Annotated in this window: 22 protein-coding genes; 19 read left to right on the forward strand and 3 right to left on the reverse strand. The window is 56.6% G+C overall.

The window, feature by feature from the left end; translation table 11 throughout:
• Window positions 1-77 precede the first annotated feature (77 nt).
• The 6 genes from RBR41_RS04720 to RBR41_RS04745 all read left to right on the forward strand — a co-directional run bounded on the left by RBR41_RS04720 (window position 78) and on the right by RBR41_RS04745 (window position 4,720).
• Window positions 78-356, forward strand: coding sequence for a BMC domain-containing protein (locus RBR41_RS04720; RefSeq protein ID WP_183720837.1), 279 nt, complete (start codon window positions 78-80; stop codon window positions 354-356).
• Window positions 357-443: 87 nt separating this feature from the next.
• The gene (locus tag RBR41_RS04725) at window positions 444-1,550 is read left to right on the forward strand and encodes a 1-propanol dehydrogenase PduQ (RefSeq protein ID WP_320351433.1); all 1,107 of its coding nucleotides are present in this window, start codon (window positions 444-446) and stop codon (window positions 1,548-1,550) included.
• Window positions 1,551-1,854: 304 nt separating this feature from the next.
• Window positions 1,855-3,177 (forward strand): 4Fe-4S dicluster domain-containing protein, encoded by a 1,323-nt coding sequence (locus tag RBR41_RS04730; protein WP_320351434.1) that lies wholly within the window; start codon window positions 1,855-1,857, stop codon window positions 3,175-3,177.
• An 11-nt stretch (window positions 3,178-3,188) separates the two neighbouring features.
• The gene (locus tag RBR41_RS04735; RefSeq protein ID WP_320351435.1) at window positions 3,189-3,740 is read left to right on the forward strand and encodes a BMC domain-containing protein; all 552 of its coding nucleotides are present in this window, start codon (window positions 3,189-3,191) and stop codon (window positions 3,738-3,740) included.
• Between the two features lie 190 nt (window positions 3,741-3,930).
• The gene (locus RBR41_RS04740; protein ID WP_320351436.1) at window positions 3,931-4,278 is read left to right on the forward strand and encodes a BMC domain-containing protein; all 348 of its coding nucleotides are present in this window, start codon (window positions 3,931-3,933) and stop codon (window positions 4,276-4,278) included.
• A 7-nt stretch (window positions 4,279-4,285) separates the two neighbouring features.
• Window positions 4,286-4,720: a EutP/PduV family microcompartment system protein gene (locus tag RBR41_RS04745; RefSeq protein ID WP_320351437.1), complete on the forward strand. Its 435-nt coding sequence runs from the start codon at window positions 4,286-4,288 to the stop codon at window positions 4,718-4,720.
• A 413-nt stretch (window positions 4,721-5,133) separates the two neighbouring features.
• On the opposite strand, the gene RBR41_RS04750 is transcribed toward RBR41_RS04745, so the two are convergent.
• Window positions 5,134-6,708, reverse strand: coding sequence for an outer membrane homotrimeric porin (locus RBR41_RS04750; RefSeq protein ID WP_320351438.1), 1,575 nt, complete (start codon window positions 6,706-6,708; stop codon window positions 5,134-5,136).
• 709 nt (window positions 6,709-7,417) lie between these two features.
• On the opposite strand from RBR41_RS04750, the gene RBR41_RS04755 reads away from it, so the two are divergent.
• The 3 genes from RBR41_RS04755 to RBR41_RS04765 all read left to right on the forward strand — a co-directional run bounded on the left by RBR41_RS04755 (window position 7,418) and on the right by RBR41_RS04765 (window position 10,451).
• The gene (locus tag RBR41_RS04755; RefSeq protein ID WP_320351439.1) at window positions 7,418-9,304 is read left to right on the forward strand and encodes an alkaline phosphatase family protein; all 1,887 of its coding nucleotides are present in this window, start codon (window positions 7,418-7,420) and stop codon (window positions 9,302-9,304) included.
• Between the two features lie 154 nt (window positions 9,305-9,458).
• Window positions 9,459-10,007 carry a hypothetical protein gene (locus RBR41_RS04760; protein ID WP_320351440.1) on the forward strand — a complete coding sequence of 183 codons (549 nt, stop codon included), beginning with the start codon at window positions 9,459-9,461 and terminating at the stop codon, window positions 10,005-10,007.
• A 207-nt stretch (window positions 10,008-10,214) separates the two neighbouring features.
• Entirely contained in the window at window positions 10,215-10,451 is a 237-nt protein-coding gene (locus tag RBR41_RS04765) for a hypothetical protein (protein ID WP_320351441.1), read from the forward strand.
• Window positions 10,452-10,943: 492 nt separating this feature from the next.
• Here RBR41_RS04765 and RBR41_RS04770 read toward each other — a convergent pair whose 3' ends face one another.
• Entirely contained in the window at window positions 10,944-12,368 is a 1,425-nt protein-coding gene (locus RBR41_RS04770; protein WP_320351442.1) for a sigma-54 interaction domain-containing protein, read from the reverse strand.
• 202 nt (window positions 12,369-12,570) lie between these two features.
• On the opposite strand from RBR41_RS04770, the gene RBR41_RS04775 reads away from it, so the two are divergent.
• The 10 genes from RBR41_RS04775 (at window position 12,571) to RBR41_RS04820 (ending at window position 21,605) form a co-directional block, all read left to right on the forward strand.
• On the forward strand, window positions 12,571-13,008 hold the full coding sequence (locus RBR41_RS04775; RefSeq protein ID WP_320351443.1) for an OsmC family protein: 438 nt from the start codon (window positions 12,571-12,573) through the stop codon (window positions 13,006-13,008).
• Between the two features lie 9 nt (window positions 13,009-13,017).
• Window positions 13,018-14,442, forward strand: a complete 1,425-nt coding sequence (gene lpdA, locus RBR41_RS04780; RefSeq protein ID WP_320351444.1) for a dihydrolipoyl dehydrogenase — start codon at window positions 13,018-13,020, stop codon at window positions 14,440-14,442.
• A gap of 179 nt (window positions 14,443-14,621) precedes the next feature.
• Window positions 14,622-15,023 (forward strand): glycine cleavage system protein GcvH, encoded by a 402-nt coding sequence (gene gcvH, locus RBR41_RS04785; RefSeq protein ID WP_320351445.1) that lies wholly within the window; start codon window positions 14,622-14,624, stop codon window positions 15,021-15,023.
• A 24-nt stretch (window positions 15,024-15,047) separates the two neighbouring features.
• Window positions 15,048-16,091 (forward strand): DMT family transporter, encoded by a 1,044-nt coding sequence (locus tag RBR41_RS04790; RefSeq protein ID WP_320351446.1) that lies wholly within the window; start codon window positions 15,048-15,050, stop codon window positions 16,089-16,091.
• A complete protein-coding gene (locus tag RBR41_RS04795) occupies window positions 16,088-16,363 on the forward strand; it encodes a hypothetical protein (protein ID WP_320351447.1) in 276 nt (91 codons plus the stop codon). Before RBR41_RS04790 ends, RBR41_RS04795 begins: the two co-directional genes overlap by 4 nt.
• A 772-nt stretch (window positions 16,364-17,135) precedes the next feature.
• Window positions 17,136-17,900 (forward strand): ABC transporter ATP-binding protein, encoded by a 765-nt coding sequence (locus tag RBR41_RS04800; RefSeq protein ID WP_320351448.1) that lies wholly within the window; start codon window positions 17,136-17,138, stop codon window positions 17,898-17,900.
• A gap of 24 nt (window positions 17,901-17,924) precedes the next feature.
• Window positions 17,925-18,737 carry an ABC transporter permease gene (locus tag RBR41_RS04805; RefSeq protein WP_320351449.1) on the forward strand — a complete coding sequence of 271 codons (813 nt, stop codon included), beginning with the start codon at window positions 17,925-17,927 and terminating at the stop codon, window positions 18,735-18,737.
• A gap of 2 nt (window positions 18,738-18,739) precedes the next feature.
• Window positions 18,740-19,636 carry an ABC transporter permease gene (locus RBR41_RS04810; RefSeq protein ID WP_320351450.1) on the forward strand — a complete coding sequence of 299 codons (897 nt, stop codon included), beginning with the start codon at window positions 18,740-18,742 and terminating at the stop codon, window positions 19,634-19,636.
• A gap of 17 nt (window positions 19,637-19,653) precedes the next feature.
• Window positions 19,654-20,421 carry an ABC transporter ATP-binding protein gene (locus tag RBR41_RS04815; RefSeq protein WP_320351451.1) on the forward strand — a complete coding sequence of 256 codons (768 nt, stop codon included), beginning with the start codon at window positions 19,654-19,656 and terminating at the stop codon, window positions 20,419-20,421.
• A 101-nt stretch (window positions 20,422-20,522) separates the two neighbouring features.
• A complete protein-coding gene (locus RBR41_RS04820; RefSeq protein ID WP_320351452.1) occupies window positions 20,523-21,605 on the forward strand; it encodes an ABC transporter substrate-binding protein in 1,083 nt (360 codons plus the stop codon).
• A gap of 596 nt (window positions 21,606-22,201) precedes the next feature.
• Here RBR41_RS04820 and grdA read toward each other — a convergent pair.
• Window positions 22,202-22,511, reverse strand: a 310-nt coding sequence (gene grdA, locus RBR41_RS04825) for a glycine/sarcosine/betaine reductase complex selenoprotein A (protein WP_320351453.1), incomplete at its 5' end; no start/stop codon positions are given.

Below are 22,511 nucleotides of genomic sequence, written 5' to 3' on the forward strand. Positions count from 1 at the left end.
GCGCAGCGCCCGCTGTAAACAATTTTTCGGGTCTGCCCCGAAAAACAACCCCTTGAGGTAAGGAGACGACAATGGCGATGATGACTGACGCTTTGGGTATGATTGAAACCCGTGGTCTGGTGGGCGCTGTGGAAGCTGCTGACGCTATGGTGAAAGCTGCCAACGTAACCCTGATTGGCCGCGAACAGGTTGGTTCCGGTCTTGTGACCGTTATGGTGCGCGGCGACGTGGGCGCTGTGAAGGCCGCTACCGACGCTGGCGCTGCTGCCGCTTCGCGCGTGGGCGACCTTGTGAGCGTGCACGTGATCCCCCGCCCTCACGAAGAAGTGGAAATGATTCTGCCCAAATGCAAGTAAGGCCGTGCACGGCTTTACGGACCAAGCTTACACGACGGTGACGCGGGGGCGAGCTGCTCCGCCCCCGCGAATACCCCGGAGGACAACGTGACCCAGTTTTACGGAAAAACAAAGATCTGCTACGGCCCCTACGCACTGGAAACTCTTGAAAGTTTTCCGGCAAGTCACGCCTTTGTGGTAACCGACCCCTTCATGGTCAAGAGTGGCTTTGCCAATCAGGCGGTTAGCCACCTGAAGCGCAAGGGCATAACATTTGACATTTTTTCAGGTGTGGAGCCAGACCCCACCCTGCAAGCCGTGGTGGAAGCCACGGGGCTCTTTTTGCGCAGCAAGGCTGACATGATTCTCGCCCTTGGCGGCGGCTCAGCCATTGATATGGCCAAGGCCATCTCCTACTTTGGCCGCAAGGCCGACCAGGACAGAAAGACCCTGTTGGTGGCCATCCCCACCACCAGCGGTACAGGCTCGGAAGTGACCTCCATCGCCGTCATCACCGACAAGGTCAATGCGGTCAAAATCCCGCTGAACGACGAACTGCTCATCCCCGATGCCGCCATTCTTGACGCGCGCTTCACCCGCACGGTGCCGCCGCAGGTGACGGCCTCCACGGGCATGGACGTGCTCACCCACGCGGTCGAGGCCTATACCTCCCGCCACAGCAACGTTTTTACGGCCATTTATGCCGAACGGGCCATCCGCAACGTCTTTTCCTACCTGCACCGCGCCTACGCGCAGGGCGACGACATGATTGCCAGAGACAACATGCTCATCGGGTCGTGCATGGCTGGCCTTGCCTTTACCAACAGCGGTCTTGGCATCACGCACAGCATGGCCCACAGCCTGGGCGGCCTGTTCCATATTCCTCACGGTTTGGCCAACGCCGTCCTGCTGCCTGTGGTCATTGATTTCAACAGCTTTGATGCTGGCGTGAAATACCGTGAAATCGCCGAAATGGTCGGCCTGCCCGCCGCCACGGTGGAAGAAGGCACCAGAAACCTTGTAAGCGCTGTGCGCGACCTCAATGCCTCCATGGGCATTCCGGCTCACGTGCGCGAACTCAAGGTCAATGAAAGTGAATACCGCAAGAGCCTGGACGCAATGGCGGCCAACGCGCTTGAAGACATATGCACTGAAAGCAATCCGCGTATGCCCTCGCATGACGACATCGTCAAACTGCTGGAAAGTGTTTGGTAGTTCTGCACAGAAAGACATAAATTTTGCTGATATCATTGACGTAATTTTACTGCGGGAACAACCCCCGCGAAAACCGGGTCATGGGGAAACGCTGATTTATTCCGTTTGGCTGCGTTGCGTCACTTTTTTTGAAACAGTCGAGGACGGAAGAGTCCACTCTTGCTTCAAAAAAAGATCGCGCCTTGCCAAACGAAACAACTGCGCGTTTCCAGGAGGCTCTTTAATCAGTGCTTCCTTAAATGCTCAAGACAGTGCCGGAGCGGTGTCAAAATGATACTGCTCTAAAATACTCCAAGAGGATATCATGGGAAAAGCAATTGTTGACGCCATACGCCAGGCCGGCGTTGTGGGCGCAGGCGGGGCGGGACTGCCCACCCATGTAAAGGCCGACGCCACGGCGCAGACAGTTCTGGTGAACGGCGCAAGCTGCGAACCGCTGCTCATGAGCGACCCCTATCTGATGGAAGAGAGGGTGGACGTCATGTTGCGCGGTCTTGAAGCCATGATGGAATGCACTGGCGCAAGCAAGGGCATTGTCTGCCTCAAGGGCAAGCACGCCGCGGCCATGAAATGCGTGCGCGAAGCTGTGGCCCGCCGCGGAAGCCGTTTTGAGGCTTTTGAGATGGGCGATTTTTACCCTGCCGGCGACGAGCAGGTCATGGTCTATGAAGTGCTGGGCGGCATTGTGCCCGAGCGCGGCATTCCTTTGCAGATCGGGGCCGTGGTCAGCAATGTGGAAAGCCTTTACAACATCGCCCACGCGCTGGACGGCAAGCCCGTGACGCACCGCTACCTTACAGTAGGCTGCGAAGTGGCCCGCCCCATGGTGGTGCGCGTACCCGTGGGCACGCGTGTTTCCGAGGTGCTCAATTTCGCGGGCGGACCCACCATCCGCGAATACCGCGTAGTGGACGGCGGCCCCATGATGGGGCGTGTGCTGCCCGATGCGGATCAGCCCGTCACCAAGACCACAAGCGGCCTTCTGGTGCTGCCGCCTGACCACAATGTGGTGGCCCGCAAGGTTATGGACCCCCATACACTTAAGCGCCTCACCAATACGGTATGCTGTCAGTGCTCGCAGTGTACGGACCTCTGCCCGCGCAGCCTGCTCGGACACAGCCTGCATCCGCACAAGCTCATGCGCGTGCTGGACGGCCAGACCGTCAACAGCCCCATTGCGAAGGAAGCGCTGCTCTGCTCCGAATGCGGCATCTGCGAAAAATTCGCCTGTCCCATGGGCATTTCGCCGCGCGAAGTCAACGCCATGCTGAAAAAGGAACTCATGCAGGCTGGCGTCAAATGGGAATACGACGGTCGCCCTCTGGCAGCCTCACGCTTCCGCGACGAAAGGCGCATCCCCACCAGCAGCCTTGTGCGCCGCCTTGGCCTTGCGGGCTACGAGGCCCACCCGCCCTTTGCGGGCGACTTTGAGCCTACGGAAGTGCGCATTCCCCTGCGCCAACACATCGGCGCTCCGGCTGCCGCTGTGGTGAGCGTGGGACAGAGCGTCACTGTGGGCGATCTTATCGGCGAAATCCCCGAAGGGACCATGGGCGCGCGCGTTCACGCCAGCATCAGGGGCACCGTCAGCGCTGTTGAAAACGGCATAATCACCATCAGGGCCTGAGGGGTAGCGGCATGAAATTACGGACTATCGGCTGTGTTGAACTGAACAGCATAGGCATGGGCATGCAGACGGCGGACGAAATGGTCAAGGCCGCCAATGTGGAACTGGTTTTGGCCAAAACCACCTGCCCCGGCAGATACCTTATTATCGTCACTGGCGACACCGGAGCCGTCACCAGCTCTGTGAACACCGGCCTTGCGCTGGGCGCGGATCTGGTGGTGGACAGCTTCATCATCCCCAATGTGCATGAAGACGTGATTCCGGCTATGAACGGCACCGCCATTCAGGGACGCATCAACGCCATTGGCGTCATCGAGACCTATACGGCGGCCTCCTGTGTGCTGGCTGCCGATGGCGCGGCCAAGGCCGGCGACGTTCGCCTGCTGGATCTGCGGCTTTCCGCCGGTCTTGGCGGCAAGGCCTTTGTGGTCATGACTGGCGAAGTCAGCGCGGTGCAGTCTTCTGTGGATGCCGGGGCGGTCAACGTCGCCGGTGGCGGCCCTGTGGTCAGCAAGATTGTCATTCCCTCGCCCAGCGAGGAACTGAAAAAGCACCTGCTGTAGCCGCACTCGCGGGCAAAAAACGCAAGGCCAGACGCTTTGCCTGTTGCCGCCAGATTGCGCAGCCGCAGGCTATAAGCCGCCCGCAAATCCCCAGCTGGCAGGAATGCCCGATCAAGCAATATCGGTTGAAGACAGGTAAAAAGCGGGCAGGCACAGGGGCCGCTACAAACAGCACCACGTGGAGGGCCGGATGGAAGAAACCAAGCAACGGATCATACAGGAGTATGTGCCGGGCAGACAGATCACTCTGGCCCACCTTATCGCCAGCCCGCAAAAAGGCATCCACCTCAAGCTGGGTCTGGACGACGAATGCGCCACGGCCATCGGCATACTGACCATCACCCCCTGCGAGGGCGTCATTATAGCCGCTGACATAGCCACCAAGGCCGCCAGCGTGGACATCGGCTTTCTGGATCGCTTTGGCGGCTCCCTGCTGATAACGGGCGACGTGGCCAGCGTTGAAGCGGCCCTGCGCGAGGTTCTGCACTATTTTGGCCATGTGTTGCACTATGACCTTACCGACATGACCAGGTCATGAGGCCATAATGGGGCGCATCATGCTTTTGGGCGAACGAGGCGCGGGCAGGAGAAGTCTTGCCCGCGCCCTCGGCCATGCGCCAGCCTTCATGCCGCAGCCAATGGCAGTGGAGTTCGCCGGGCGGTTTGTCATCCCGCCCCCGGAATTTCTGGAGAACAGGCGCTTTTACCGCGCCCTTATCACCGTGTCGATGGACTGTAGTACCCTACTCTTCGTACAGGACGCCACACGGTGCACCTCGGCTTTTCCTCCCGGCTTTGCCCGTATTTTCAATCGCCATGTGGCGGGCATCATCACCAAGACGGATATGCCCGAAGCTTCCATTGAGCGCGCCACACGCTTTCTCAACAACGCCGGACTTAAGAACATCTACGCCCTCAGCGTCCTCAGCGACGAGGGACTGGACACCCTGCGTCAGGATGAACCCGCGCTGTTCGCCTGATACTGCCCCTGACGGCTCCTGAACCGCCCTGATACCCCTTCAGTTTTCCAGAAACGACCGCGCAGCGGCATTTCTGTTTTACATAAAGAGAGCCGACGTCTTCTGACGTCGGCTCCCATTTTATGGCAGGCTGGCAGGCTGGAACACGGATTAAAAACTAATGCATTTGAGTATAGAAAACGTTACTAAAGTGTACGGCGAGTAGCTCGAACCTTCCGCCGCACGTCCAAGCGCATTCAGCCGGGAATTACGGTTTTCGGCTGAATGCCAACTTTGAAATGCACGCATTTCAAGGTCAATCTGATCCAGAGCAAAGTACCTTTGCGAGTATACATTCTCAAGGTTTGCGGCACGCCCGTTTTGGTGGGCGTCTGCTCTCGTGATCGTCCGTACAAGTTCAAAGTACGATTGCCCTAGAACTTGTACTGAAAGACCACCTGCGCCTTCCAGGCGTCCTGCTTGGAGTAGCCGCCAAAGTCGTTGTAGCTCTTCTTCCAGGTGCTGTTGTCCATATAGTTGGCCACGTAGCCAAGTTCCACGTTCATTTCGAGGTTTTCATAAATCTTGTAGGAAGAGATCAGGTTCACTTCCAGCATGCCGTCATTGGTGGTCAGATAGGGACCGTCGGCCAGGCCGGATGTGGAATCCCACGCATTGGCATGGTCCATATACTTGACCATTGAAGGGCTGTTGGTGCCGCCCCAGTAGGCCACGCGCACAACGTGCTTCAAATCTTCCACAAAGCTGATGTCTCTGATCTGAGCGCCAATGCCCCAGGTTCCGGCATAGCTCAGCGACTTGTCCATAAAGTTCAGGGCCGGACTCCAGGCCATGTTGCCGTCACCGAAGAAGGACGTAAAACTGCCGTAAGGACAGAGGGAAGGCATACGCTCGGAGCCGTTTTTCACGTTGCCGTCGTCGCCCGAAGCATACCAGCCGAAAATGCCGGGTACGCCCCAATCCAGCTTGTATTCCGCAAGAGCCTTTGCCAGCCAGCCCTGTCGCTGGCTGCTGCCGCGCACCACGTCATTGGCGTCATTGCGCTTGAGAACGTCAAAGCGGCCCATTTCCTCCACATAGCCGTAGTTCAGGTCAAGTTCGAAGTTCCAGGGATCAATGGCGGTAATCTTGAAAGGAATGCCAGCCCAGAACACATTGCCGTAAGTCTTGGAGGTACTGCCAAGCTTCTGGACGTTCAGGCCGTGGCCGCCGCCCATCTTGTTCAGATAGGGGTAAAGGGTCACGGCGGGATAGCCATCACCCAGGCCATTCTGCCAGAAGCCATCAAACTTGTTGGCATTACGTCCCAGCATGCCGGGCATGACCCAAGGGGTGATCTTGATGCCGTCAAACGTCAGCGGCAGGGTCAGGGCAAAGAGGTCCATGTTATCAAGATAGTTGGCCTTATCAGAGCTGAGTATGCCGTTGTAGCTGCCGCCCGAATAGTTGTCGTTGAAGGGGCGCATCCACAGAGCGGTAAGCCCCACATTGGAATTGAAGGCATAGTTGGCCACCACAGCAGCAGCTTGCGTGTCAAATACGGCAGAGCCGCCAGCGGCATTGGGCATGGAAAAATACTGCAAGCCCATCTTCATCTTCAAGGCTGTCTGCGGCACGGCCCACTGCATGTACGCCTGGGTGAGCTTGATGTTTGTGCCGTCAGCGCCAAGGGCAGACCCCTGCCTGGCCTTGCCCCAATCCTGCGGGCCAAGCTTGAACTGCACACTGCCCATGAGGTTTTCCGAAGCAATAGCATCGAGGAAAAGCAGCACGCGCTGCCGCGCTACAAACTTGTCGTCATTGTTTACTTTTTTCTTGTCCCCCTTGGTGGTCACATCCTCGGTCAGACTGGGGTCGCCAATGCCGTACCCCATGGACCAGATCCCCCTTGCCTTGAAGTCAATGGCCTGCGCTTTGTCGGCAACGCCCATCCCCAGAAGCAGCGCCAGGGCCATAACGCACCATAACACCCTACTCTTTTTTTGCATAAGAACCTTCTTCCTGATGTATTGTTTGCAAATCCCAGCCTGCCTTGGCTGCACAAACCAGATATCTTAAGAATCCTGGAGCATTAAAGGAGTCCTGTCACACGAGGGCACGGGGCGCAACACACCTGAAACCACCGACCAGAATGTCCGGCAGCTATAAAGGGTGGCAAATCAGACGGGCAACGCCTGGTCTGGACGTTGGCTCGCGGAGAGGCGCAATGCCATACGGCCCGCCTGCCTCTGCCAATCTGCGCAAGCCTTGCCGGACCTATGCAAAACGAATGAAAACGGTGCTTTGCCATGGGGCCTCAGGTAATGGGTCTCGTGGTTTGCAGAATTTTATGTGTTGGATATGAATTGCAGTCGTCGTGCCAAAAATCACCTGGCTGAAATTATTGAATATAATTGAAATGCTGTCGCAAAAACATGAATATCGCGACATTCATGTCGTTGGTGACGACAAAAAAAACTTTGAAAAATACAAATAATATCAGAATATTATAATGTAAGATATAAAATCGCGACATTATAGTCGCAAAGTGGTTGATTACCCAGGGGGAATTGCTTTTGCGGCTTTGTTCAAAAAACCACAGTACCCCAATTTTAACAAAAAAATTGATGGGTTGTGCAGATATGGCATGCAAATTGAACTGAGGGAGAAAAACACACTACAGCCCGTGTGCCCCGAACACGGCAAGGAGTTCTTTCTATGGCCGCAAAAGCGAAACGCGCCGCCCTCATTGGCTATGACTGCCTTATCCCCAAAAGGCTTGAAGCCTTGCTTGCTCAGGGGGGGCTCGTCAACTTCCGCAAGTTCATGAGCGAAGGCAGCTTTATCCCCGAGGGTTTCAATCTGCCCACGGTCACACCGCCTTCGTGGGCCACGATTTGCACTGGTGCGTGGCCGCGTACGCATGGTGTTGAAGATTATTATTACTACCATGAAGGCCGCAGCCTTGATTACAAGGAAACCACGCAGGCTTTCGGCTCTGAGATTCTCACCGCCCAAACCATTTGGGATGCCTGGGACACGGCTGGCAAGAAGTGCATTGTGGTCAACTACCCCATGTCCTGGCCATCCAAGATGAAGAACGGCGTCATGATTATGGGTGAGGGCCTGAGCCCGGCTGAAACCCGCTGGCCCCTGCACGGCAACGAACACAGGGAGTTTCTGTGCTCTGAGGGTGTTATATCAACCGACTTCTATCCCATGGGCGCTCAGGGCAGCTTTGACGACGCCGAAGGCTGGGCCAACCTGCCGGACAGTGATGAACCGTTGGAAATGACCGTGGCCATGCATTTCAAGGAGTCTATGGAGCCCCTTGAAGACCAGACCTGGCACTGCCTTGTATGGCAGGACGGAGATGACGGTTATGACCGTATGGCCCTGTGCCCTGTGAAGGATTTTTCCAAGGCATTCTTCACCCTCAAGCTGGGTGAATGGAGCGATCCCGTTCAGCATGACTTTACCATCAAGGCTGACGGCCGCACTGAAAAGGGCGTCTTTCGTTGCAAGCTGATGCAGCTTTCTGACGACGCTGAAGAATTCAAGCTGTACGTTTCGGGCATCGCTGGCCGTTGCGGCTTCATTGCCCCGCCCGAAGCCGCTGGCCTCATCGACTTTTCCAAGGACATCACCGCCAACGACATCGGTCTTGTGGCTTACATGCACGGCATTATCGACACCGATACCGTATGTGAACTGGTGGATTACCACAGCTCATGGCTCTGGAACACCGTCGAATCCCTTATCAAAGCCAATGCCGACTGGGATCTGCTGTACATGCACTCCCACCCCATTGACTGGTTTTACCATGGCTGGCTGAGCGACATCGACAGCAAGGACGACGCCGTGCGCACCCGTGCTGAAAAGATGGAACGCCACATTTATGAAGTGGAAGACCGCCTGCTTGGCCGCCTTATGAACCTCCTGGGCGACGAAACAATCATGTGCGTCTGCTCCGACCACGGCGCAACGCCCATGGGCCCCATTCTCAACACGGCCCACGCCCTCAAGGAAGCGGGCCTCTGCTCCTACGAACCCACCAAGTCTGAAAACTACTGGGACATCTACGAAGAAACCGAAGGCGTCAACTACGTGATGGACGTGAGCAAGTCCGTGGCAGTGCCGCAGCGCTACATGTTCGTCTACGTGAACCTCAAGGGCAAATACCCCGGCGGCATCGTGGAAGCTGAAGATTACGAAAAGGTGCGCGACCAGATCATCGACGCCCTGCTGGACTACAAGCACCCTGACACCGGTGAACGCCCGGTTCTGCTGGCCGTTCGCAAGGAAGACGCCCACGTCTTCGGCATGGGCGGCGCCCAGGCTGGCGATGTGGTATACGCACTCAAGCCCGAATACATGGCTGAGCATGGGTACGGCCTGCCCACTGGTGAATCCGGTTGCGGCAGCCTCAAGAACCTGCTCATGTTCCGCGGGCCCAACATCAAAAAGGGTTTCCGTTATACCCGGCCCCGCTGGCTGGCCGACATCGTGCCCACACTCTGCTACATCACGGGCAACCCCATTCCCGCCGATGCCGAGGGCGCGCCCATTTACCAGATTATGGAAGACCCCAACCTGGTTTCCTAATCCACAGTAACAGTATGTAGCCTGCGCACGCGGCTTGCCGCCGGGCGTCCGCCCAGGCCGAAAAGGTTTGCCACTTCCACAACGACAATGCGCATAGCGCCGGAAAAATCTGCGGCCTCCCCGTGGGGAGGCCGCGGAATACAAGGAAAACATCATGGCTGAAAAAAAATCCATTCTCCTCCTGCTTCCCACGCTGCAACTGAGCGGCTCATCCGACACTCTGAACGCTCTGAAAAAAAAGGCCGCCATTCTGCCCAATGCCAATACCGCTGGCTTGGAAGATCTGGCCGCAGGCCTTGAAGGCAAGACCGTGGACAGCGCCGCCCTTGCAGGCGCCGAAGACGTTCTGCTGGTGGTGCATGGCGATGAGTCCGCTCTGGCAGCCGCTCTTGAAGCCGCCGACCGCCGTACCCTTATCGTGGTTGCCGCCGCTGACGGTGTGGCTTTCAGCGGTCTGGCCATCAACGGTAAAGCCGGTTCCGTTGACCGCAAGGTCAGCGCTCAGGACATTGCCGTGACCATCGCCACCATCACCGACCTGCCCGTCAGCGGAAACTGCACCGGCGCCACCATCTATCAGGTGATGAAGAACCCCAACCTGAAGCTCGACGAGATCAAAAAACTCAAAGAAGCGCTGATGCGTATGGAATCTGTCATCCAGCGCGACAACCGCGAACCCTGGGACAAGCACGACTGCGCCTAGGCGCTGCGCCTGCGGGACGCATGCTCGAGTTTTGGCATACCACCAGTTTTTCTACGAAACATGCGTCAGTCCGGGCCTGACCCGGCACAAGGCGAAGCGCAACGCAAAGATGGCGAAAAACGCCTGCCGCGCTGCGTCTGGAGCAGGACGCCATGGGGAATGGCCGCTCTCAACGGCATGACACCGGCTTATAGAGTGTAACATTCCATGGACGTTGTGCCCGCGCCCCACGGCGGCATCTGCTCCGGCAGCCGATACCCAGCCTCCTCCCATGCCGATGACGGACGCCCGGAACTGCCGCCCGGGCGTCCGCGCGTTTTTTCCAGCAACGCGGTAAAATCCGGTGGACTGTCCGTCTTCGTGAACGGCGTTCATACACGATACAGCTCCACTGGCATACTACTTGGCATGACAGTGGAGCTGTACTATGGCCTGACGCTTTGAGCATTTTCGCATTGAGAATATCCATTCTCGCGGAACCGTTGCCCGCTCCTGCGGGCTTGCCTGAACCGTTGGCGGGAACCGCCTTACGGGGCAGGACAGCATCGCTACGGATAGCGACAGCGGTTCTTCCACTTAGATGTCGTGTAACCAATTACTGTCTTCGGGCGTATTTTTGCGGCAGCCGTTAGGCGACGAAGAATCCTTACGGCTGACGACAGCATCGCTAGTGAACTTGCTCTGGGTTCAGGCCCCACGGCCCATGTGATCCTGATCTTTTTCTTTTACGGATTTTCCGCGGTTTCGCGGTCAAAGAGAACGCAAGGGCGGCCTTTACCGAAGCGCGCCAGGAGCGGATCGCCTGAAGTCATCGGCGAAAAATCGTGCGCAGCCAAGCTGCACGTGCGCCGCAACGTGGCGTGAATTATGCTGGAAATCGCATTTTGGGGCAGAATGACAAATTGAAATATTAAATATTTCAGAAGGTAATCTGTTCTAGGAAACTCCCTGCTTGCGGTCAGAGTTCATGCAAAGGCGCTTCATCTTTCTCTGAAATGTGCGCAGGTTCAGACCAAGGGACTCGGCGGCCTTACCCCTGTGCCAACGACATCGCTCAAGGCTCTGCCGGATCATCCTTTCTTCAAGCTGGTCCACGGCTTCATCAAGCGTGATGCCCTGCGGCGTCGCCAACAAAAGATCAGCCCGCCCGGCATCGCCAAGCGAGTTCAGCGCCTCTTCGCCAAAAGCGAGAAAGCGGTCAAGAAAGTTGTGCAGCTCGCGCACGTTGCCGGGCCAATCGTACTGCTCGATAATCAAGCGAACGTGCGGCGGCAGCACCATGTTACAGTCTTTTTTCTCAAGCCAGGCCTCCACCAGCAAGGGGATATCTCCATGGCGTTCCCGCAAGGGCGGCAGAGTCAGAGAAAGCACGTTGATGCGGTAGTAAAAGTCTGAGCGCATCTTTTTTTCACGCACCATGCGCGAGAGATCCTGGTTGGTGGCGGCGATCAGGCGAAAGGAAGATTCTTTGGGGGTATTGCCACCCACAGGCGTGTACATCTTGTTTTCCAGGGCGCGTAGCAGCTTGACCTGAAGGTGCAGGGGCAACTCACCTATTTCATCAAGAAAGAGCGTACCGCCGTTCGCCGCGCCGATGTAGCCTTCCTTGTTGGCGTGCGCCCCGGAAAAGGCTCCTTTGACATGCCCGAAAAATTCGCTTTCAAGCAGCTGCTCGGGGATGGCCCCGCAGTTGACCGGCACATAGCGGCCTTTACGCCCGCTGTATTCGTGGATGTTTTGCGCCACCAGATCCTTGCCACAGCCGGTTTCGCCATAAATGATGACGTTGGAATCCGTTTCAGCCGCCTTCAGAATCTGATTGTATATGCGGCGCATGGGTTCGCTTTTTCCCACAATGTTGCCGAGGCCGTAAAGGTTGATCACTGACGTGCGCAGGGCCTGGTTTTCTTCAAGCAGGGCAAGTTCCTGAAATTTCTGTTCGCTGACGTCCATTATCAGCCCTTCCAGATACCGGGGACAGCCGTTTTCGTCATACACGCCCTCGCCCTGGTCCCACAGCCACTTCACACGGCCAGAGGGAAGCAGCAGGCGGTACATAACCTGGTACGGCCTGTGGGCGACAATACTGTCGCGTATGGCGGCCCTGCTTGAATCCAGGTCGTCCGGGTGGGTCATGCGCTCGATGGTGTTGTGGTGTCCTCCCATCATTTCGTCCGGGGTAACGCCCAAAAACTCGTACGTGCCCCTGCTTATAAACTCCAGTTCATTTACCAGAAAACCAAGTGGTTCGTCGCTCCCGTTGAGAATACGGCAACGGTACGCCATCCCTGGGAGGTGATTGAGCAAGCGTCGATAACTTTTTTCAACGTCCAGAACAGGAAAAGCGGCGACTGGGAACATACCACACCACCCTTGCGTATTGTGTCGCAAGACGCGACATTTTTGTCGTGATAGAAATGCATCCTGTACCCATGTGCCAAAAAACACAACACAAAAAGCGCTTTTTTCACGCACCACAATTTATGGCACCAATACTGCAATAGGTAGGCCAATACCAATCAGAGCCGCCGGGCTCCCGCTTTTTCGAATTGGAGGATTATTTATGTCTCATGAACTCAGCGTTTCTCTCACCCGTCAGGGCAGCAAGGTAGATCTGGACATGCAGTCCGGCGTCCTTGGCGTGCTCTCCATTGACGGCAGCGCCGCCTCCGCTGATGAAAAGGCGGGAACGGCCAAGAAGCTTCTGGCCGCCTCCGCGCTGTATTGCTACTGCGCGGCTCTGGACAAGGCTCTGGACACTCGTAACGCCAAGTACGAAATCATCGAAGGCAAGGCCACATTGCAGACTGGCACGGACGATATGGGCCGTGGACGCGTTACTGGCATTGCCCTTGATGTGACCGTCCGTATGGATGAGGAATACGAGTTTATTTTTGACCGCGTGGAAAAAATCATGCGTCAGGGGTGCCTTGTGACCTCCTCACTGCACCAGGCCTTTCCCGTCACCTACAATCTCAAGCTTGCCGAAGCCGACGACTAGGTGATGATCATGTCCAACCAGAAAAAAAAGCTTACCATTATCGGCGGCGGGCCCGGCGGGTACACGGCAGCCTTTGAAGCCGCGCGCGCAGGCATGGACGTGACCCTGGTGGAAAGCCGCGCCATGGGCGGCACCTGTCTCAATAACGGCTGCATCCCCACAAAGACCATCAAGGCCTCAGCCGAGGCCCTTGAAACCGCCCAGAACGCCGCCCGCTTCGGCCTCCGCATTGAAGGCGGCGTCAGCGTTGATCCGGCGGCCGTATTGGCCAGAAAAGAGCGCGTGTGCGACACCCTGCGCACGGGCCTTGAAAAAACCTGCGCAGCCCTGGGCGTCACCCTGGTGCGCGGCAGCGGACGGCTTCTGCATTCCGGCATGGTCCAGGCCGATTGCGCCGATGGAAAGCGGGAAATCGCCTCCGACTACGTCATTCTTGCCACTGGTTCACGGCCTGTCGATCTGCCCGGCCTGCGCGCCGACCACAAGCATATTCTCACCAGCGATGACGCCCTCAAACTGGATTATGTGCCGTCTTCCCTTATCATTGTGGGCGGGGGCGTTATTGGCTGCGAACTGGCCTGCATCTATCAGGCTTTTGGCTCTACGGTCACTGTGGTTGAAGGGCAGAACCGCCTTCTCCCCGTGCCCTCCATTGACGAAGAAGTCAGCACGCTTTTGCAGCGCGAAATGAAAAAGCGCCGCATCACCTGCGAACTGGGGCAGACCCTCACTCAGATTCGTGTGGACGAAAACGGCGTGCATGGCGTTCTTGCCACGTCGCCCTTTGCTGGCCCTGACGCCAAACCCCGGCCTGAAAAGCCGATCTCCGCCGAAATGGTGCTCGTCACCGTGGGGCGGACGCCCAATACCGAAGGCCTTGGCCTCAAGGAAGCTGGCGTTGCCGTGGACGAACGCGGCTGGATCAGGGCGGACGAGCACATGCGTACCTCGGTGCCCAATGTTTACGCCATTGGCGACGCACTTGGCCCTTCGCGCGTCATGCTGGCCCATGTGGCCTCAATGGAGGCCATGTGCGCGGTGAAGGGCTGCCTCAGCGGCGGCCAGGGCCCCATCATGGACTACCGTCACGTGCCCTCGGCCATTTTTACCTCACCCGAAATCGGGTGCGTGGGCATGAGCGAGCGCCAGGCCCGTGACGCTGGATTTGTAGTAAAGACGTCCCTGCTCCACGTGCGTGAGCTTGGCAAGGCCCAGGCCATGGACGCCCTGCCGGGATTCTGCAAGGTGGTGGCCGATGCCGACAGCGGTGCACTGCTGGGCGTGCATATGGCCGGGGCCCACGCCACGGACCTTGTTGCTGAAGCCGTGCTTGCCCTGCATATGGGCGCTTCTGCCAGGGATGTGGCCGAGGCAATCCACGCGCACCCCACATTGGCTGAAGCTCTGGGTGAAGCAGTTCTGCGACTGGAGTAGCTCAGACAGGCCTGAACACGCACGGGATTTCCAGGCTCTGGTTCTGCCGAAACCCGTAATCCTCGGCGGAACCAGAGCCGATTCGCGGCCCGCGAACCAGCAGACACAGCTGCAAGCTTAAAAAATTTAGGCAGAAAACTTTTTTACGATGGGCACCATACCATTTTTTGGAGATCATCATGAAAGACCTGAACGACATCATCCTGCCCGAGGATGTGGGTTTCACCGACGAGCACGTGTGGCTCCGCATTGAAGGAGAGGAAGCGCTGGTGGGCATCAGCGACTTTGCCCAGGACCAGCTGGGAGAAATTGCCTTTGTGGACCTGCCTGCGGAAGGCGCGCACTTTGGCGCTGGCGACGAATTTGGCACAGTGGAATCCCTCAAGTCTGTCAACCCCTTGTACATGCCCGTGGCAGGCACAATACTGGCCGCCAACGAAGAGTTGGAAGCCATCCCGACCCTTGTAAACGTTTCACCCTATGAAAAGGGCTGGATGCTGCGCATCAAACCTGACAGCACCGCCGATGCCGCCACCCTTGCCGACAGCGCCGCCTACAGGGCCCTGTTGCAGAAAAACTAGATTCCTGGTTCAGGAGCCGCTTTAATGAAAAACCTTTCCCGCGCAGCCACGTCATGCCAGAACAAAGAGTTGGCATTCGTACGCAAGGGGCTTTTTCTCGCGACTCTTACAGGAGTGATTTTCTGCTGGGACGGCATCGTCCTCAAAAAAGGACTCCTGACGGAGCCTTTCAACTCGCCCGCCCTGTGGCTGCTGGCTCCCCTGTTCGCCGCCGGATTTCACGATCTTTCCGCTGCCGTCATGTCAGCTGTCATCAACTTCAGGCAGGGCAAAATTCGGGAAATAGAGCGCACCCTGCTCAGTAAACCGGGCAAACTGTGCATTCTTGGGGCATGTTTTGGCGCTCCTCTGGGCATGGGGGGCTATCTTATGTCCCTCTCTCTGGCAGGGCCTGCGTACACGTTGCCCATTACCACTCTGTATCCGGCCATGGCCGCCGTGCTGGCCCGCATATTCCTTAAGGAACACATTTCCCCTAGAGGCGCATGTGGTCTTGTGCTCTGCGTCATTGGCGCGTTTGCCATCGGCTGGACCCCGCCGCCAGGCGGCGGTTCTGGGCCGGCTTTTTACGCGGGCATCGCCTTTGCCTTTCTGGCCGCTTTCGGTTGGGCGGCTGAAGGCGTCTGCGTTACTTCTAGCATGGACTTCATCGAGCCTGGTGTCGCACTCAATGTGTACCAGATTATTTCAAGCCTATTGTATTTCACAATTATCATACCAATTGCCTACGCCTCGCTTGTGCTCCACGGGGTCGGCATAGAGGCCCCGGCTGAACTGGCCGGGGCCTTCCTCAGCAGCCCGGCCCTCATATCCTTCGCACTGGCCGGATTCATCGGCTGCCTCTCCTACAGGTGCTGGTATGCGGGCATGAACATGACCGGCGTCAGCCGGGCCATGGCCCTCAATGTGACCTATGCCTTGTGGGGGGTGCTTTTCAGCGTATTTTTCGCCGAAGTGACCATTACCGAAAACCTTGTCCTGGGCGCGCTGGGCATATTTGCCGGAATCATTCTGGTTGTTGGCAATCCGCGTGAAATGATCAACCTGCGCGCGGCGGCGGAAGCATGAAAACCAGAATAAAGCCGCCCATGCGGCTTGCCATAGGAAAGCTCATGCTTGATGGCAAAGCCCGCTCCGCTGAGGATGTGCGCAATGAGCTTACCCCCCAATATGACGGTGAAAAGCAGCTCAATCTGCCCAACCTTGAAAACCACCTACAGGCGCTCCGGGCCGTGGGCATTCTTGCTGTAGCCGAGCGAGATGACACGCAAAATGCAAATCCTGATACGGCATATATCATCTGTGTCGATGGCGAAAGGCGCGTAAAAAAATATTTATAGTTATTACTGACTGACATAAACCCCGTGCAAAAAACGGGGTTTATCTATCCCCTCACCCTCCCTTTTCCAGCTCGCCGCAGCTTTGCATTCTTCGACCAGCACGGGCTTTCATACTTGGCTTTTGCCACACCAAACCCACCTAGAGCATTTTGCTTTTGAAACACTCCTTGTTTCAACGCATCACTCTGGCGAAAAACATGGTTTTCGCCAGAATCCACGCCACTTCATGGCGGCTGCCGTCTTCGCCTCAGCAGAGCAATTTCAAAGTGAAATTGCTCTAAAAACTACGTTTGCACAAAAATGTTTGTGATTGATTGTTCAATCATAAACCACCGCAGTTCAGGGGACGCAGAGCATAATGCGACAATATTGTCGCAAGATTCAATCCCAACGCGCTTCCCGCTTGCCCCCACAGGGGATGTTTCCCCTTTTTTCTATGGTTTTCTGCCCTCAAATCCTGCAATCCTCCCTACTTTGTACAATATGTCACATTTGTCGCAATCTGCCACACAGGTGTCGCAAAATACGGCCAAAGGCGATGTTACACGGCCTGTATACCCCCAAAGAGCAAGCAAATCCGCCCAACAATCCTGACCTCCTTTTGCTTGTGAAATTTGGTATATAAAATGCAAGTCACCCAGTATTCAACCATTGTGCTGCCTCTGCCGAAGGTATTTTCTCGGATGCGCTAAAAGCTGGCGCGCAGGGTGGAAACGATTATTCGGCGTGTATTCCGCCGCTTTTGTTACTTTTTCATGCAAGGAGTGCCACCGTGCAGCAAAGTGCTGACTGTACCGGTTTCGACGCGAAAATTGCCGTCCGGGACCTTACCAAAACGTATGGGGATCTTGTTGTTCTGGACAAGATCAACTTCAGCATCAAGCGAGGAGAGCTGGTCAGCATTGTTGGCCCCACCGGATGCGGCAAAACGACGTTTCTTAACTGCATGTCCAAGCTCACTGAGACCACTTCCGGCAATATTTATATTGACGGTGAGGTGGCCAACCCGCGCAAACACAATCTGGCTTTCGTCTTTCAGGAACCCACGGCGCTTCCCTGGCTGACCGTGTCTGAAAACGTGGGCTACGGCATGCGCATTAAAAAAATGCCCAAGCCGGAAATGGAAAAACGCCTGGACTTTATTCTTGACCTTGTGGGCCTTAAAGATACCGCCAATCTTTACCCCAACCAGGTTTCGGCCAGCATGATGCAACGCATCGCCGTGGCCCGCGCCTTTGCCGTCAATCCCGACCTGCTGCTGATGGACGAACCCTACGGTCAGCTCGACGTCAAGCTGCGCTTCTACCTTGAAGACGAACTGGTGAAGCTGTGGCAGACCCTGAAGAGCACCGTGCTTTTCGTCACTCACAATATTGAGGAAGCCGTGTACGTGGCTGACCGTATTCTCGTTCTAAGCCCCAAGCCCACCAAGGTTCGCGCGGAGGTAGTTGTTGACCTGCCGCGCCCGAGGGATTTCAGGGACCCGAAATTCATCGAACTTCGCCGGCAGGTCACTGACCTCATCCGCTGGTGGTAGGCAAAGCAAGAAAGGATTTTGTTCATGGAAACCAACGATAACGCCGCGTTTCGCAAGCCTTTTCGGCTTCGCATTCTTCCAGTGCTCAGCGTCTGCTGCTTTTTGATCCTGTGGCAGATCTGCATCGCGCCGCCAGATGTTGAAGACTGGCGCATTCCCAGCACCCTGCTGACATCGCCGCTGGACGTGCTGCGCCTCATGATTGACAAGCTGACCAACGCCGCCCCTGACGGCGCAGTGCTTTTGCAGCACGCCTGGGTCAGCATGCAGGAAGCTTTTTTGGGCTATGTGCTTGCGCTGCTCGTCGGCCTGCCCCTGGGCCTGGCCATGGGCTGGTTCACCACCGTGCGCGGCCTTGTACGCCCCATTTTTGAAATCATCCGCCCCATCCCGCCCGTGGCGTGGATTCCGCTGACCATTTTCTGGTTCGGCATCGGTCTGCCCGGCAAGGTTTTCATCATCTGGCTTTCGGGCATTGTTCCCTGCGTCATCAATACCTATACCGGCGTAAAGATGACCAATCCCGTGCATATCCAGATGGCCAGAACCTACGGTGCCTCCGACTGGCAGATATTTACCACCATCTGCGTGCCCTCTGCCCTGCCCATGGTGTTCGGCGCGCTGCAAATCGCGCTGGCCTACTGCTGGGTTACCCTTGTGGCCGCCGAACTGCTGGCTTCCGACCAGGGCCTTGGCTACCTCATCACCATCGGCCGTATGCTTGGCCGCACCGACCTTGTTGTTGTGGGCATGGTGAGCGTGGGCATTGCCGGCGCCATCATCGGCTTCATCATCGACAAAATTGAATCCCGGCTGCTGGCCGGTATCAGGAGATAGGCATGCAAGAGACATCTGCGCCTACCGCCGTGCAGGCCAACAACAAATCCGCAGACACGCAGAGTGTCTGTAACGAAACCATACAGTCCAATGGCAAACGTGAATTTTCGCTGATCCGCACCCTCAAGAGCGAATATTTTCTGCACGTGATATCCATAATCGCCTTTTTCGGGCTTTGGCAGTGGGCTGCTACGTCCCACGTATTCGGGCACACCAGCGCCCTGGCTACCCCCTTTCAGGTGCTGGAAAGCCTGCGTGACCTCAGCACGCAAAAACTTTCAGGTCTGACCCTGGTGGAACATGTGTTCATCAGCACCCAGCGCGTCATCATCGGCTTTTTTCTTGCCGTGCTTCTGGGTGTTCCCCTGGGCCTGTTCATGGCTTTCAACCAGACGTTCAAGGCCATCGTCAAGCCGCTCTTCGACATGTTCAAGCCCATGCCGCCCCTGGCGTGGATATCCGTAGCCATCCTGTGGTTCGGCATCGGCGAAGCGCCCAAGATCTTCATCATTGTCATCGGCTCGTTCGTGCCTGTGGTGCTGAACTCATACAGCTGCATGCAGCTTATCGAACCCGAACTGTTTGACGTCGTGCGCATGATCGGCGGCAAACGCTGGGACGAAATACGCCTTGTGTGCATTCCCGGCGCTCTGCCCGCCATCACCGCCGGTCTTCAGATCGCCATGTCCAGCGCCTGGACGTGCGTGGTCGCGGCCGAGCTGGTCAACTCCCGCTCGGGGCTTGGCTATATCATTATCCAGGGTATGAAACTGTCCGACCCCGGCATGATTATCGGCGGCATGCTCATCATCACCGTGGTGTCGCTGATCTTCACCCAGGGCATGACTTTCCTTACGAACAAGCTTTGCCCGTGGCAGCGTGAAATCGAGAATCTTTAGAATTCCTGGAGAAGAACATGAAAAACACGCCGCCCAAAATCGTCTGTGACAAAGTTTGCAAAACATTTGTGCAAAAGCGGACCCAGCTTGTCCACGTGCTCAAGGATATTTCCCTTGAGGTGCACGAGCAGGAATTTCTGGTCATCCTTGGCCCCGGCCAGTGCGGCAAAACCACGCTGCTGCGGACCATAGCCGGGCTGGAAACGCCCACCTCCGGCACCATAACCATGAACGGCAAAACGCTGAATGGGCCGACCCCTGATATCGGCCTCGTGTTCCAGAGCTACATGCTCTTCCCCTGGAAGACCGTTCGTCAGAACGTGGAAATAGGCCTGGAAGTACGTGGCCTGGATAAAGACGAAGTACGCAAGGTTTCTGGCCACTACCTGGGCATGGTGGGCTTGCACGGCTTTGAAAACTACTATCCCCACCAGCTTTCGGGGGGCATGAAGCAGCGTGTGGGCATTGCCCGCGCCTACTCGCTCAACCCCCAGGTCATGCTGCTGGATGAACCTTTTGGTCAGCTTGACGCACAGACGCGCTTTTTTATGGAGCAGGAAACCGAACGCATCTGGCAGATGGACAAGCGCACCATGATCTTTGTTACCAATAACATTGACGAAGCGCTCTTTCTTGCTGACCGGATAGTGACAATGGAAGACAAGCTGCCCGGCCACGTCAAATCGTCGTACGACGTGCCTTTGGCGCGCCCCCGCGACACGATGGACCCGGAATTTCTGGAGCTGCGAGCGCGCATCACGGAAGAACAGAAGCTGACCCTTTGATTCATTTTTTGGCCGGATCCCGCAAGAGATTCGGCTTTTTTTAGAAAAACGGAATGCTGTTCTGTAACCCATACACAACGTGGAACAACAAGGAGTTTGCGATGAAGAAGTGCCTTTTGGCTGCCGTATTCTGCTGCTTTGCGATGCTGTTCGGCGCTGGGGCTGCCCAGGCCGCCGACAAACCAGTGAAAATTTCTACCTGCTGGATGGACGAATCTCCGGGCTTCAACATTTGGTATGCCAAAAAAATGGGTTGGGACAAAGAAGAAGGTCTGGATATTAACATGCTGCTGTTCAGCAGCGGTCCTGCGCAAATGGAAGCCCTTCCTGCCAAGGAATGGGTGCTTGGTTCCACCGGTGTTGGAGGCCAGCTGATTGGCGGCATCCGCTACAAGATTTACGCCGTGGCCCCCATCATCAGCGAAGGTGAAGTGCATGTGCTTTACTTGCGCCCAGACAGCCCGGCGGCCAAGGTCAAGGGCTACAACCCCAAGTACCCCAATGTGTATGGCAGCCCCGAGACCGTCAAGGGCATGAAGATCCTGTACACCTCGCAGACCACCGTGCACTACATGATCGGCAAATGGCTGAAGATCCTCGGCCTGACCGAAAATGACGTCACCCTGGTGAATATGGAACAGCCCTCTGCCGTGCCCGCCTTTGAAAAAGGCATTGGCGACGCCGTGTGCCTGTGGGCTCCCTTCACCTTCGTGGCCGACTCCCGTGACTGGGTGCGCGCCGGTTCCGCCACCGACATGGACTCCATCACGGTTTCCTCCCTCGTGGGCGACAAAAAGTGGTGCGATGAAAACCCCGAACTGGTGGCCAAGTTCCTGCGCGTGTACATGCGTGCTTCCGACATGCTGCGCAAAGAGGGTACAAGCCCCCGCATCATCAAGGAATACCGCCAGTACATGAATGAGTTCGCCGGTATCCGCATGACCGACGAAGAAGCCAAAAAGGATATCGAGATCCACCCCCGCTGGACCTATGAAGAAACGCTTGCCCTGCTGGACAGCTCCAAGGGAGAGTCCCAGGCTGACAAGTGGCAGAACGAGGTGGCCGAATTCTTTGGAAGCATCAAGCGTTTCTCGCCTGCCGAAATCCAGAAGTTCAAGGACGCCAAGATCAATACCGACAAGTTCCTTAAGCTGGTGCAGCCCACTGCCGCTCCTGCGAAATAGGGCCACAAGTGGCATGTTTTTCGACGCCTGTGAGTTGAAGTGACAGCAGTGCCGCTGTTGAGCCAAAGGGGGATATCCTGAAAGGATATCCCCCTTTTTTCGCAAGCTTCAGGTAAAAAGCCCGTCGCGGGCATAACTGCGCCTGGCGCATAAAAAAGCATGGCCGCCCGCGCCCACGCCAAGTCCTGTGCAGCGGGCCTGTGCAGCGGGCCTGTGGTCCTGTGCAACGGCCCGACACCGCCACCCGAAGCAGCGCACCAGGCTTGGCAGAAACATTCCGGCCTCGCCGCACTGTTCTCGCTCTGTCCTCGCCGGGCAAGGCGTTAGCATATTCCGGCAGGGCCGCCACGTTGCCACAGGGTCATCACTGGCGGTGTGCGGAGCACACGAAAAACGCGGCACACTTGCCTGCGGCGATCCTTTTCAGCGCATTAGCCCTCTCGTGGGCTGGCCAGAGCAACAGATGCGGAATTGGACAGCATCATATCGTATTCACAGATGCGTTTTACAGTATTGTAAATCGAGATCAGTTTTACACCAGCATCATAATGAAATTGCGGCATGGATCCACTCCATGCCGCAATTTTTCCTACTGCCTACAATGCATATTTGCTGTTGGCATCGCGCATTTTATGCACCGCTTCTGCCAGGGCGTCCACATTGAGCACCATTTCCATCATGCTGATCTGCTCTTCCCACTTGGCGGGATCGGCTTCCTGCTTCAGTTCGGGCTCCAGAACATGGTACACGCAGAGTCCCAACGGGACTCCAGCCAAGGATCCGGCGTAGGTGGGGTCGCCCAGGGTGACAGTTTCGGCATAGATTTCCGCCCCTTCAGGGTCGGAAGAACCGAGAATCACCACTACGTTCTCACCACCAAACTTCTCAGCGGCGTCTTTGACGCGC

Source organism: Desulfovibrio sp. (genome assembly GCF_034006445.1).
In the GTDB taxonomy this organism is placed as follows: Bacteria; Desulfobacterota; Desulfovibrionia; order Desulfovibrionales; family Desulfovibrionaceae; genus Desulfovibrio.